General features: G+C 63.0%; 13 protein-coding genes. 8 read left to right on the top strand and 5 right to left on the bottom strand.

The genetic code is table 11. The features are described 5' to 3' along the window. Positions 1-7 precede the first annotated feature (7 nt). The 5 genes from GTP41_RS25465 to GTP41_RS25445 form a co-directional block, all read right to left on the bottom strand. Positions 8-340 carry a hypothetical protein gene (locus GTP41_RS25465; RefSeq protein ID WP_161028399.1) on the bottom strand — a complete coding sequence of 111 codons (333 nt, stop codon included), beginning with the start codon at positions 338-340 and terminating at the stop codon, positions 8-10. Positions 341-413: 73 nt separating this feature from the next. Continuing rightward, complete coding sequence (gene hemP / locus GTP41_RS27230; protein WP_202419886.1) at positions 414-629, bottom strand: hemin uptake protein HemP; 216 nt, start codon at positions 627-629, stop codon at positions 414-416. 139 nt (positions 630-768) lie between these two features. Beyond that, entirely contained in the window at positions 769-1,581 is an 813-nt protein-coding gene (locus tag GTP41_RS25455) for a Crp/Fnr family transcriptional regulator (protein WP_161028398.1), read from the bottom strand. 135 nt (positions 1,582-1,716) lie between these two features. Further along, positions 1,717-2,361, bottom strand: coding sequence for a response regulator (locus GTP41_RS25450; protein ID WP_161028397.1), 645 nt, complete (start codon positions 2,359-2,361; stop codon positions 1,717-1,719). A 75-nt stretch (positions 2,362-2,436) separates the two neighbouring features. Then, entirely contained in the window at positions 2,437-2,904 is a 468-nt protein-coding gene (locus GTP41_RS25445; RefSeq protein ID WP_161028396.1) for a universal stress protein, read from the bottom strand. 340 nt (positions 2,905-3,244) lie between these two features. Between GTP41_RS25445 and GTP41_RS25440 the strand changes: the two genes are divergently transcribed. From GTP41_RS25440 to GTP41_RS25405, 8 genes are all read left to right on the top strand, one after another. Continuing rightward, positions 3,245-4,075 (top strand): protein phosphatase CheZ, encoded by an 831-nt coding sequence (locus GTP41_RS25440; RefSeq protein ID WP_161028395.1) that lies wholly within the window; start codon positions 3,245-3,247, stop codon positions 4,073-4,075. Beyond that, positions 4,075-5,952, top strand: a complete 1,878-nt coding sequence (locus GTP41_RS25435; protein ID WP_161028394.1) for a chemotaxis protein CheA — start codon at positions 4,075-4,077, stop codon at positions 5,950-5,952. Before GTP41_RS25440 ends, GTP41_RS25435 begins: the two co-directional genes overlap by 1 nt. A gap of 180 nt (positions 5,953-6,132) precedes the next feature. Continuing rightward, positions 6,133-7,536 carry a 3-isopropylmalate dehydratase large subunit gene (gene leuC, locus GTP41_RS25430; RefSeq protein WP_161028427.1) on the top strand — a complete coding sequence of 468 codons (1,404 nt, stop codon included), beginning with the start codon at positions 6,133-6,135 and terminating at the stop codon, positions 7,534-7,536. A 24-nt stretch (positions 7,537-7,560) separates the two neighbouring features. Further along, positions 7,561-7,680, top strand: coding sequence for an entericidin A/B family lipoprotein (locus tag GTP41_RS25425; RefSeq protein ID WP_161028393.1), 120 nt, complete (start codon positions 7,561-7,563; stop codon positions 7,678-7,680). 57 nt (positions 7,681-7,737) lie between these two features. Further along, the gene (gene leuD / locus GTP41_RS25420) at positions 7,738-8,385 is read left to right on the top strand and encodes a 3-isopropylmalate dehydratase small subunit (protein WP_161028392.1); all 648 of its coding nucleotides are present in this window, start codon (positions 7,738-7,740) and stop codon (positions 8,383-8,385) included. 21 nt (positions 8,386-8,406) lie between these two features. Then, entirely contained in the window at positions 8,407-9,477 is a 1,071-nt protein-coding gene (gene leuB, locus GTP41_RS25415) for a 3-isopropylmalate dehydrogenase (protein ID WP_161028391.1), read from the top strand. A gap of 26 nt (positions 9,478-9,503) precedes the next feature. Beyond that, the gene (gene asd, locus GTP41_RS25410) at positions 9,504-10,631 is read left to right on the top strand and encodes an aspartate-semialdehyde dehydrogenase (protein WP_161028390.1); all 1,128 of its coding nucleotides are present in this window, start codon (positions 9,504-9,506) and stop codon (positions 10,629-10,631) included. A gap of 311 nt (positions 10,632-10,942) precedes the next feature. Beyond that, the coding region (locus tag GTP41_RS25405; protein WP_308700885.1) for a type IV pilus assembly protein FimV at positions 10,943-12,138 on the top strand (1,196 nt) is incomplete at its 3' end.

Raw genomic sequence — 12,138 nt, 5'->3', positions numbered from 1 at the left:
GGCGACCTCAGATGGCGAGCTGGGTGGGGCGCGGGCGCCCGATCAGGCGTGCCAGGAAGCTGGCGCGTTCTTGCGGAGGACGGGCTTGTTCGACCACGGCAGCCCATTGCTCGCACAGCTGCTGGCAGGTGGCACGCAGCACCGGCGCCAGTTCCGGCAGGGCGGACAGGGCTTTCAAATGGCGTTCGATGACGGACGCGAGCTTGATGCAGCCACCGTCCGTTGCGGCATTGGCGGTGTAGTGCGACATCAGGTGCAGCACGGCGGACAGCATCAGTTCCGGGTGGTGCGCGGCGGCAGGCTGGGTCTGGAAGATCGGGTCGTTGCGGTCGATAGCCATGAATCACTCCAAGAGTTCGGGGTGGCTGGCTTGCCGCAGGTCACGGCTGGCTGGCGATTGGGGAGGGTAAGCGTCAGGCAGTCAGGATGAGCTTGTTCAACTGCGTGATGCGAAGACGGTAAATGCGGCCGGCATGTTCGATTTCGACTTCACGCTGGTCTTGCATCAGGCCGGCGGTGGTGAAACGGCGCAGCGCTGGGCCGGCTTGCGGCGCGGCGGCGGGGGCAGGAGCAGGAGCAGGGACAACGGCGGCGGCTGGTTTGGCAGCAGTGGCGGGCGAGGTATGCATTGTTCTTTTTCCTTAATAAGAATGATTCGCATTTGCATTATGCGCACGCCGTTGATGCTTGTCAAATAAATTAATCGTATTAGTAGTAACAAAAAAAAAGGCCCGCCGAAGCGGGCCAAAGCTGGGTGAGTAGTACTCTTTACAGGGTCGCCAACAGCGGCACTTGGGCCTCTGCGGCGGCCGCCTTGGCGCGCGCCGGCAGCTTGCTGCGCGTGCGCGACGGGGGCAGGCGGCGTAGCGATTTCAGCGCGTCCACATCCTTGATGCCGATGGTGCGCTGGTCCACGCTGATCAGACCAATTTCATTAAAAGCCGACAGGGTGCGGCTGACGGTTTCCAGGGTCAGGCCGAGGTAGCTGCCAATTTCGTGGCGCGTCATGCGCAGGTTGAACAGCTTGCTCGAGTAACCCATCTGCGAGAAGCGGTCCGACAGCGTGACCAGGAAGCGCGCCACGCGCGCCTCCGCGCTCAGGGCGCCCAGCATACCGATCATGGCTTGCTCGCGCACCAGCTCGCGGCTCATCACGCCGTACATCATGTTCTCCAGCTCCACGTGGGTGCGGCCCAGGGTGGTCAGCTTCTTGAACGGCAGCAGCACCAGGTCGCAGTCCGACAGCGCCACCGCTTCCGACGAATACGTCTTGTTGTGGATGCCATCCACCCCCATCAGGTCGCCCTTCATCGGGAAGGCCAGCACCTGCTCGTTGCCGAACTCGTCGATCAGCACGGTTTTCAGGAAGCCCGAGTTGACCACGTACAGCATGTCGAAGGGCTGGCCGATGGTGTGCACGCGCTGCCCGGTCTTGAACTGCACGTGCTGGAACAGCAGCTCTTCCGAATTGATCGAGATCGGCGGCAGGTGCAGTAAATCGCACACCTCCTTCAGGTTGGACCACAAACGGCCTTGCCGCTGGCGGCCGGCCTCATGGGACACGGGTTGCGTCGAGAGCATGCTGTTCTCCTGGTTCCCAAACGGAATGGTTTCAGTATGCCAACGTGTTTGCGGGAAAAATATCAGCCGTTGCTGAATTGGCCGTAGGAGGGCTGCGGGGAGGGGTAGGAATTATCCTAACATTAATATTGCTAATCAAGCCTTGAAAGGGGTCAGCAGCTTGTGCGCCACAGCGTACTGCACCATTTCCGAGAGCGAGGCCATGCCCATCTTTTGCATGATGCGGGTCTTGTGGGTGCTGACGGTTTTCACGCTCAGGTGCAAGCCGTTGGCGATTTCCGTGATGGATTTTCCCGACACTAGCAAAGAAAACACTTCGAATTCGCGGTCCGACAGCTGTTTGTGCAGCAGGGTTTCCACCGGCTGCATGATGTTCAGCGCCAGTTGCTCGGCCACTTCGGTGGAAATATAGGGCCGGCCGGAGGCGACTTTGCGGATCGCGCCCACCAGCTGGGTGCCGGCGCTTTCCTTGGTCAGGTAGCCCTGGGCGCCGGCGCGGATGGCGCGCACGGCATACTGCTCTTCCTCGTGCATGGTGAGGATGAGGATGGCCAGCTTGGGCGATTCGCTGCGGATCTGGCGGATCAGGTCGACGCCGCTGCGCCCTGGCATCGACAAGTCGAGCAGGAGCAGGTCGAAGCCGCCGTTGCGGATGTGGGCGAGGACTTCGAAGCCGTCGATGGCTTCGCCTACGATGTCGATGTCAGGGGCCCCGTCGAGAATGCGCTTGAGTCCTTCGCGCATGATGGTGTGGTCGTCTGCAATGACAATTCGAATCATAGTTCCTCAAAAACTGTTAACGATACTAGGCACCCCGCGCCAGCCAGGCTGGCACGGGTGGTGACGCCGGGCGCGTTACGCCGGGCGTGGGTCTTTGATCAGCCGGTGCACCAGCACCGGGATCTTGGCATGCGACAGCACCTTGTTGGTCACGCTGCCCAGCAGCAGTTGGCCCCAGCCGCTGCGCCCGTGCGAGCCGATGAAGATCAGGTCGCAGCCGCACTGGCCGGCGACATCGACGATCTTCAGCGCGGCACTTTCGGCAAAGGCGGTCATGCCTTCGGCCCGCACCCCTTTGCGGGCGCAGGACTCGAGGATGGACTGCACGTGTTCGTTGCCGGCACGCTGCATCGCCGCCCGGTATTCTTCCTCACTGGGATAGCTGGGCGGGATGATTTCCACGTAGATCGGATACTGGTATTCCGGTGCCACGAACAGGGCCAGCACTTCGGCACCGAGTTGCTGGGCAAATTCCACCCCGGCGCAGGCCGTCTTGCTGGAAACGGCCGAGCCGTCAGTCGTAATCAGGATTTTCCGGTACATCTCAGCCTCCTTTAACTATTAAAAGAGTCAGGTCCTGCCTTCATTGTAGCCCCGTTTAACGGTATTGTTCTGGCGTAAAGAGTTGATAATTGTCAAGAAACTGTCGCGCCGCCTACGGGATCCCCGTAAAAACCCGCTATTTCAGGGGCTTGCAGCGGGTACTTCACACTGTCCGCAAATACAACAGTACACTTGGCAGGCCAAAGGGCTTCGTCTAAGTGATTGAACAGAGGGGGCTGCCCCTGTTACACTCGCGTGAGTGCGGTATTTATTGCCGAGAGTCATTTTTGACACGATTTCGGCAGCAGGAACTTTTGAAAACGAGGGAGAAGCAGGAATTATGACCGACGCCGCTGATGATTTCGACGCATTATTTGAGGAAGTATCCGCGCAACGGGCCAGTGCGCCTGCACCCGCCGCTGCCCCGGCAGCAGCTCCCGACACCAACGATACCGACGAGTTGGAAGACCTGTTCAACGAGGTAGCCGCCGCCAACAAGGCCCCGGTCCCGGCCGCCGCCGCGCCGGCCACCGAGGCGCCCCCGGCCGAGGCCGGCGAGCATGCCGAAGGCGACCAGCACGGCATGTTCGAGCGCCTGGGCGGGATTGTGCGCCTGCTGCACGACTCGCTGCGCGAACTGGGCTACGACAAGGCTTTGACGGAAGCGTCGACCCAGATCGTGGACGCGCAGGACCGCCTCGAATACGTCGCCTCGCTGACCGAACAGGCCGCCAACAAGGTGCTGAACACCCTGGACGACGGCATGCCGGCGCAGGAAGTGCTGTCCAAGCAGTCGAAGGAAATGGAAGAGCGCTGGACGGCCCTGTTCGAAGGCAAGCTCAGCATCGAAGAATTCAAAGCCCTGGCTGGCGATTCGCGCGCCTTCGCCGCCAAGGTGTCGGAAGCTACCGAGGCGGAAAAAGCCCGCCTGCTGGAAATCATGATGGCGCAGGACTTCCAGGACATTACCGGCCAGCTGATCAAGAAAGTCGTGGCCATTACCAAGAAGGTCGAAACCGAGCTGGCGCAGCTGTTGAAAGACAATGCCCCGGCCGATGTGCGCGAGAAAATCGCACAGAAAGAGGTGTCGCTGATGTCGGGTCCTTCCGTGCCGTCGGAAGCCCTGAATCAGGACAGCGTCGATGACCTGCTTGCCGACCTGGGGTTCTAATGGACGATATGCTCAAGGAGTTCGTTGTCGAGGCCATGGATTTGGCCGTCAACGTCGAAGAGCACCTGCTGCGCCTCGAACGTGATCCCGACAACAAGGAAACACTGAATGCGGTTTTCCGCTCGTTCCACACCATCAAGGGTGGCGCGGGCTTCATGAACCTGGGGGCGCTGGTCTCGGCCTGCCACCTGACCGAGAACTTGTTCGACGCGCTGCGCACCGGCGCCGCGCCGGTCACGCCGCTGTCGATCGAGGCGGCGCTGCAGGCGTCGGGCTTCGTGGCCGACCAGCTGACCGACCTGAATAACGGCACCGCGCCGGACGCGCTGGCGCCGATGCCGGCCGACCTGGAAGCGATCCTGAAAGAAGCCATCGAAGGCAAGGCGACCTCCAGCAAGCCGGCCGCCAAGGCGCCGGCACCGGTTGCCGCGCCCGCTGCCGCGGCCGCGCCTGCTGCGCCGGCCGCCGCACCGGCCGCCGCGCCATCGGCCGATGGCCTGGACTGGGAAGGCATGTACCAGGCGGTGGTGCCGCCCGGCACCTATGTGGCCCCGGCCGCTGCTGCCAGCGACCTGCGGGCCGAAGGCATCGCCGCCGCGCAAGCTGCCGTCGGCGCCGCGCCCGCCGCTGCCGCCCCGGCGCCGGAAGCGCGCGAGCGCCCGGCTGGCGAAGCCAAGCCGAGCGCCGCGCCGGCGAAGGAAGAGTCGATCCGTATCGACGCCGTCAAGCTGGACGCGCTGCTGGAAGTGGCGGGCGAATCGGTGCAGGCTGCCAACCAGGCCGCCGTGCTGCTGGAACGCCTGCAGCAGTTCAAATTCGAAGGCCAGGCCGCGTCGCTGATGTCGGCCCTGACCGAAACCCTGGAGCGCGCCTCGCGCTACTCCACCGAGCTGCAACGCGCCACCCTGGCGACCCGCATGCAGCCGGTCGGGCGCCTGTTCCAGAAGTTCCCGCGCCTGGTGCGCGAGCTGGCGAAAGACCTGGGCAAGGAAGTCGAGCTGACCATCGAGGGCGCGGAGACCGAAGTCGACCGCGTGGTGGTGGACAGCCTGTACGACCCGCTGGTGCACATGCTGCGCAATGCGCTGGACCACGGCGTGGAAGGGCCGGAGGCGCGCATGGCCATCGGCAAGCCGCCGAAAGCCTACATCTCCCTGAAAGCATGGCAGGAGGCCAACTCCGTCATGATCGTGCTGCAGGACGACGGCAAGGGCATGGACCCGGCGGCGCTGAAGCGCAAGGCGGGCGAAAAAGGCCTGATCTCGCCGACCGCCAACCTGACCGACGACGAGTGCTACCAGCTGGTGTTCCTGCCGGGCTTCTCGACCAAGGAAGTGGCGTCCTCCGTGTCCGGCCGCGGCGTCGGCATGGACGTGGTGAAGACCGCCGTGGAGAAGAACCGCGGCGCGATCCACATCGAGTCGGCCCTGGGCAAGGGCACCAAGTTCGCCATCCGCCTGCCGATCGAGCTGTCGATCGTGCCGACCATGCTGGTGTCCACCTCCGGCGCGCTGTTGGCGCTGCCGATGGCGGTGGTCGAGCGCGTGGTCGAGCTGCCGGAAGTGTTCATGGAAGTGGGCGGCGCCCCAGTCCTGAAGGACCAGGGCCGTCCATTGCCGGTGCGTTCGCTGGCCGATGCGCTGGGCTACGAGCCATGCTCGGAGCGCGTGGGCATCGTGGTGAATTCGCCGCAACCTTACATCCTGGCCGTGGCCGCCGTGGACGGTACCGCCGACCTGGTGATCAAGCCAATGACCGCGCTGTCGGTGGACGGCATTACCGGTACCGCGCGTTCGGCAGAGGGCGACCTGGTCCTAGTAGTTGGCCTATCGTTCCTGATGGACGGTTGCAGGGGAAGTGTACGCATGGCGGCCTAAAGCCACCATAGCAAAAAGTTAGACCACGAGCCTGCAGCCTCCCAAAAAGGGGCTGCAGGCTTTTTTTATTTGGCGCTGTATCGCATTTGTTAAGTTGGATTGCTCATAAGGCGAAAAACCGGCTTGCTATTGCATTGCACAAAATATGGCATAATCAATCGGATCACCTTATCAGGCAGCATCATGAAAACGCTTTACGACAAACTCTGGGAATCCCACGTAGTACGCACCGAGGAAGACGGCACCGCCCTCCTGTACATCGACCGCCACCTGGTGCACGAAGTGACCAGCCCGCAGGCCTTCGACGGCCTGCGCGACGCCGGCCGCGCCCCTTGGCGCCTGTCGGCCAACCTGGCGGTGGCGGACCACAACGTGCCGACCACCGATCGCTCACACGGCATCGAAGACCCGGTCTCGCGCCTGCAGGTGGAAACGCTGGACAAGAACACCAAGTCGGTCGGCATGACCTACTTCAATATGAACGACAAGCGCCAGGGCATCGTGCACGTGATCGGGCCGGAGCAGGGCGCGACCCTGCCGGGCATGACCGTGGTGTGCGGCGACTCGCACACCTCGACCCACGGCGCCTTCGGCGCACTGGCGCACGGCATCGGCACCTCGGAAGTGGAGCACGTGCTGGCGACCCAGACCCTGCTGGCCAAGAAATCCAAAGCCATGCTGGTGCAGGTGGATGGCGTGCTGCCGGCCGGCGTGACCGCCAAGGACATCGTGCTGGCCATTATCGGCAAGATCGGCACCGCGGGCGGCACCGGCTATGCGATCGAATTCGCCGGCTCGGCCATCCGTTCGCTGTCGATGGAAGGCCGCATGACCGTCTGCAATATGGCGATCGAGGCGGGCGCGCGCGCCGGCATGGTGGCGGTGGACGACACCACCATCAACTACGTCAAAGGCCGCCCGTTCTCGCCGGTGGGCCCGCAGTGGGAGCAGGCGGTGGCCTACTGGCGCACCCTGCATTCCGACCCGGGCGCGAAGTTCGACTTCGTGGTCACGTTGGACGCGGCGCAAATCCAGCCGCAAGTGACCTGGGGCACCTCGCCCGAGCAGGTCACCTCGATCGACGGCCGTGTGCCGGACCCGGACCAGGAAAAAGACCCGGTCAAGCGCGACGCCATGGAAAAAGCCCTGGTGTACATGAACCTGACCCCGAACACCCGCATCGAAGACATCCGCATCGACAAGGTCTTCATCGGCTCCTGCACCAACTCGCGCATCGAGGATTTGCGCGCCGCCGCCGCCGTGGTGCGCGGCAAGCAGCGCGCTTCGAACGTGAAGCTGGCGCTGGTGGTGCCGGGTTCCGGCCTGGTGAAAGAGCAGGCCGAGCGCGAGGGCCTGGATGCGATCTTCAAGGCCGCCGGCTTTGAATGGCGCGAACCGGGCTGCTCGATGTGCCTGGCCATGAACGCCGACCGGCTGGACCCGGGCGAGCGCTGCGCCTCCACCTCCAACCGCAATTTTGAAGGCCGTCAAGGCCAGGGCGGACGCACCCACCTGGTGTCTCCCGCCATGGCGGCGGCTGCCGGTATCGCCGGCCATTTCGTGGATGTCCGATCCATCCGCTAACTATAACTAGTAAGAGTCCAAATCATGAAAAAACTATTCGCTATCGCTATCTCCGCCATGATCCTGACCGGCTGCAATACCATTGCAGGCATCGGCAAGGACGTCCAACGGGCCGGGCAAGTAGTCGAAAGCGCCGGCAAATAAAAGCTGGACGGCGGGTTCGCATACTGTGCGGGCCGGCCGTCGCCATTGCAGAGAATCATGGAAAAATTTACCGTCTATGAAGGTTTAGTAGCTCCCCTCGACCGCGCCAACGTCGATACCGACGCGATCATCCCGAAACAATTCCTGAAGTCGATCCATCGCACCGGCTTCGGTCCCAACCTGTTCGACGAGTGGCGCTACCTGGACCACGGCGAACCGGGCATGGACAACAGCCAGCGTCCGCTCAATCCGGACTTCGTGCTGAACCAGGCGCGCTACCAGGGCGCCTCCATCCTCCTGACCCGCAAGAACTTTGGTTGCGGCTCCTCGCGCGAGCACGCGCCATGGGCGCTCGACCAATACGGCTTCCGCGCCATCCTGGCGCCCAGCTTTGCGGACATCTTCTTCAACAACTGCTTCAAGAACGGCCTGCTGCCGGTCGTCCTCAGCGAAGCGCAGATCGATCATCTGTTCAATGAAGTCAAGGCCTTCCCGGGTTACCGCCTGGTGGTGGACCTTGAGCAGCAGCGCGTCAGCACCAGCAATGGCGCCGTCTCCTACCCGTTCGAAATCGACGGCTTCCGCAAGTACTGCCTGATGAACGGCCTGGACGATATCGGCCTGACCTTGCGCCATGCCGATGAAATTCGCGCCTTCGAAGAGCGCCGCCTGGTCAACCAACCCTGGCTGGCCAACGTTATCTAATTGAACAGACAGACCTGAATAATGAAAATTGCAATCCTGCCGGGCGACGGCATCGGCCCGGAGATCGTCAGCCAGGCCGTGAAAGTGCTGAACGCGCTGGACGAAAAATTTGAAATGGAAAGCGCGCCCGTGGGCGGCGCCGGCTATGAAGCCAAGGGCCATCCGCTGCCGGAAGAGACCCTGGCGCTGGCCAAGGCGGCCGACGCCGTGCTGTTCGGCGCCGTGGGCGACTGGAAGTACGACACCCTGGAGCGGCCGCTGCGTCCGGAGCAGGCCATCCTTGGCCTGCGCAAGAACCTGGGCCTGTTCGGCAACCTGCGTCCGGCCATCCTCTACCCTGAGCTGGCGGGCGCTTCCACGCTGAAGCCGGAAGTTGTGTCGGGCCTGGATATTCTGATCGTGCGCGAACTGACCGGCGACATTTACTTCGGCCAGCCGCGCGGCGTGCGCGAATGCCCGGACGGCCCGTTCAAAGGCCAGCGCGAAGGCTTCGACACCATGCGCTATGCGGAAGGCGAGATCCGCCGCATCGCCCACGTGGCATTCCAGGCGGCGCAAAAGCGCGGCAAGCGCCTGACCTCGGTCGACAAGGCCAATGTGCTGGAGACCTTCCAGTTCTGGAAGGACATCGTGACCGATGTGCACCAGGAATACCCGGACGTGGCGCTGGACCATATGTACGTGGACAACGCGGCGATGCAACTGGTGCGCGCGCCGAAGAAATTCGACGTGATCGTCACCGGCAATATGTTCGGCGACATCCTGTCCGACGCGGCCGCCATGCTGACCGGTTCGATCGGCATGCTGCCGTCGGCTTCGCTGGACGCCAACAACAAGGGCCTGTACGAACCGTCGCATGGCTCGGCGCCTGACATCGCGGGCAAGGGCATTGCCAACCCGTTGGCCACGATCCTGTCGGCCGCCATGATGCTGCGCTATTCGCTGAACCGCGCGGAGCAGGCCGACCGTATCGAAAACGCCGTGAAGAAGGTGCTGGCGCAGGGCTTGCGCACGCCCGATATTTACGAAGACGGTACGACCAAGGTCGGCACCGAGGAGATGGGCGACGCCGTGGTGCGCGCCCTCGCATAAAGATTTCACACCCAAAGGAAAGCAAAATGAAACTCGTAGGTCTGGTTGGTTGGCGCGGCATGGTGGGTTCGGTCCTGATGCAGCGCATGCAGGAAGAGGGCGATTTCGCCCATATCGAGCCGGTATTTTTCTCCACTTCGAACACCGGCGGCGCCGCTCCGAAGATGGCGAAGAATGAGACGACCCTGAAAGACGCCACCAACATCGACGAGCTGAAACGCTGCGAGATCATCATCTCCTGCCAGGGCGGCGACTACACCACCGCAGTGTTCCCGAAGCTGCGCGCGGCCGGCTGGAACGGCTACTGGATCGACGCGGCGTCGACCCTGCGCATGGACCAGGATTCCGTGATCGTGCTCGATCCGGTCAACCTGAACGTGATCAAGGACGCCATGTCCAAGGGTGTGAAGAATTTCATCGGTGGTAACTGCACCGTGTCCTGCATGCTGATGGGCCTGGGCGGCCTGTTCAAGCAGGACCTGGTGGAGTGGATGACCTCCATGACCTACCAGGCGGCCTCCGGCGGCGGCGCGCAGCATATGCGCGAGCTGCTGACCCAGTACGGCACCATCCACGCCTCGGTCAAGCACCTGCTGGACAACCCGGCCTCGGCCATCCTGGAAATCGACAAGCAGGTGCTGGCCACCCAGCACGGCATGTCGGCCGAAGAAACCAAGCAGTTCGGCGTGCCGCTGGGCGGCAACCTGATCCCGTGGATCGACAAGGACCTGGGCAACGGCCAGTCGAAGGAAGAGTGGAAGGGCGGCGCCGAGACCAACAAGATCCTGGGCCGCGGCGAGGGCTTCGGCGCGCAGGCGATCCACGTGGACGGCCTGTGCGTGCGGATCGGCGCCATGCGCTGCCACAGCCAGGCGCTGACCATCAAGCTGCGCAAGGATGTGCCGCTGGACGAGGTCAACGACATCATCGCCAAGGACAACGAGTGGGTGAAATTCGTGCCGAACACGCGCGAAGCATCGGTGAAAGACCTGACCCCGGCTGCTGTCACCGGCAGCCTGTCGATCCCGGTCGGCCGCGTGCGCAAGATGTCGATGGGCGGCGAGTACCTGTCGGCCTTCACCGTCGGCGACCAGCTGCTGTGGGGCGCGGCCGAGCCGCTGCGCCGCATGCTGCGCATCGTGCTGGATAAATAAACTGTTATTCATCAGCTAATACCTGCTGATTAATAAACAAGTTAAGAAGTATTTTCTAAAAGCCGGATTTCAAAGGAAATTCCGGCTTTTTTCTTTGAATCAAAAAGTATTTTCGGCATGAACGAAACAGAATAGGGGTCGACAGAGGGGAAAAGGCGGTGTAATGCTTGCATGCATCATTTGTCGATGTTATGTTAGGACCTCTGGGAAAGTAACTTTTTTTCCACGTTAACTAATTTCGTCGCCCAACTATGCCTGTAAAAAAACCTTCCAAGGTCGCTTCGTTCGCGTTGAAAACATTGACCGCTGCCATGCTCAGCGGCGCTGTACTCGCACCTATTTCCGTCAACGCAGCCGGTCTTGGCAAGCTCACAGTGCTCTCCTCGCTGGGACAGCCGCTGCGCGCCGAAATCGAACTGACCTCCGTCACTCCCGAAGAAGCGTCCGAACTGGTGGCCAAGCTGGCCTCGCCGGACGCGTTCCGCGCCGCCAATATCGATTTCAACCCCGCTCTGCTGAGCCTGCGCTTCGAAGTTGAAGCGCGCGGCACGCGCCAGTTCATCCGCGTCACGTCCACCCAGGCAATCAATGAGCCTTTCGTTGACATGCTGCTGGAATTGACCTGGACCAACGGCCGCCTGGTGCGCGAATACACCTTCCTGCTCGACCCGGCCGACCTGCGCACCGCGCAGGCGCCGCAAGTGGCGGCGCCGGTGGATGTGCGCAGCCAGCGTCCGGCCGCACCAGCGCCGGCCGCCGCGCCAAGCGCCGCCGCCAGCGCGGCGCCGGTTGCCCCGCGCCAGGCCGAGCGCACTGCGCCGCGCGAGAGCGCCTCGGTGCAGGACGCCCCGGCTGCCGACAGCTACGCCGTCAAGCGCGGCGATACGCTGGGCCGTATTGCCGGCCGCCTGAAGCCGGCCGATGTGTCGCTGGACATGATGCTGGTGGCGCTGTACCGCGCCAATCCGGACGCCTTCACCGGCAACAATATGAACCGCCTGAAGTCCGGCACCATCTTGTCGGTACCGGATGCGAACACGGTCAAGGGCACCGGCCAGGGCGAAGCCCACGGCGTGGTGGTGGCGCATGCCAATGACTTCAACGCCTACCGCGCCAAGCTGGCGGGGCAGGTCGCTGCCGCGACCCCGGCCAAAGAGCCGGAAGCGCAGCAAAGCCAGACCGGCAAGATCTCGGCCCAGGTGCAGGAGCGCCCAACTGCCGTCACCGAGTCGAAAGACCAGCTGAAACTGTCCAAAGCCGGCGATGCCGCCAGCAAGCCGGGCAAGACCGGCGCGGTGGAAGACAAGATCGCCAAGGATCGCCAGATGGCGGACGCCAGCGCCCGCGTGAAGGAGCTGGAAAAGAACGTCAACGACCTTGAAAAGCTGATGGAGGTGAAGAACAAGGCTGCCGCCAATGCGCAGGCCAAGGCCAGCGTGCCGGCCGCCGCCGCCGCTGCCGCCAGCCCGGCCGCCTCGCGCGCGATCGGACGCTTTGCCGATGCCGA

Source organism: Pseudoduganella guangdongensis (assembly GCF_009857475.1).
Classification (GTDB): Bacteria; Pseudomonadota; Gammaproteobacteria; order Burkholderiales; family Burkholderiaceae_D; genus Rugamonas; species Rugamonas guangdongensis.
The sequence above is the reverse complement of the archived record's forward strand: the minus strand, read 5'-3'. Positions and strand labels throughout refer to the sequence as shown.

Excerpts from the sequence above, each read along its gene's own strand:
- GTP41_RS25435 (WP_161028394.1), top strand. The coding sequence starts at position 4,075 with ATGGACGATATGCTCAAGGAGTTCGTTGTCGAGGCCATGGATTTGGCC.
- GTP41_RS25425 (WP_161028393.1), top strand. The coding sequence starts at position 7,561 with ATGAAAAAACTATTCGCTATCGCTATCTCCGCCATGATCCTGACCGGC.
- GTP41_RS25450 (WP_161028397.1), bottom strand. The coding sequence starts at position 2,361 with ATGATTCGAATTGTCATTGCAGACGACCACACCATCATGCGCGAAGGA.
- GTP41_RS25455 (WP_161028398.1), bottom strand. The coding sequence starts at position 1,581 with ATGCTCTCGACGCAACCCGTGTCCCATGAGGCCGGCCGCCAGCGGCAA.
- leuD (WP_161028392.1), top strand. The coding sequence starts at position 7,738 with ATGGAAAAATTTACCGTCTATGAAGGTTTAGTAGCTCCCCTCGACCGC.
- GTP41_RS25445 (WP_161028396.1), bottom strand. The coding sequence starts at position 2,904 with ATGTACCGGAAAATCCTGATTACGACTGACGGCTCGGCCGTTTCCAGC.
- GTP41_RS25440 (WP_161028395.1), top strand. The coding sequence starts at position 3,245 with ATGACCGACGCCGCTGATGATTTCGACGCATTATTTGAGGAAGTATCC.
- leuB (WP_161028391.1), top strand. The coding sequence starts at position 8,407 with ATGAAAATTGCAATCCTGCCGGGCGACGGCATCGGCCCGGAGATCGTC.
- hemP (WP_202419886.1), bottom strand. The coding sequence starts at position 629 with ATGCATACCTCGCCCGCCACTGCTGCCAAACCAGCCGCCGCCGTTGTC.
- GTP41_RS25465 (WP_161028399.1), bottom strand. The coding sequence starts at position 340 with ATGGCTATCGACCGCAACGACCCGATCTTCCAGACCCAGCCTGCCGCC.
- asd (WP_161028390.1), top strand. The coding sequence starts at position 9,504 with ATGAAACTCGTAGGTCTGGTTGGTTGGCGCGGCATGGTGGGTTCGGTC.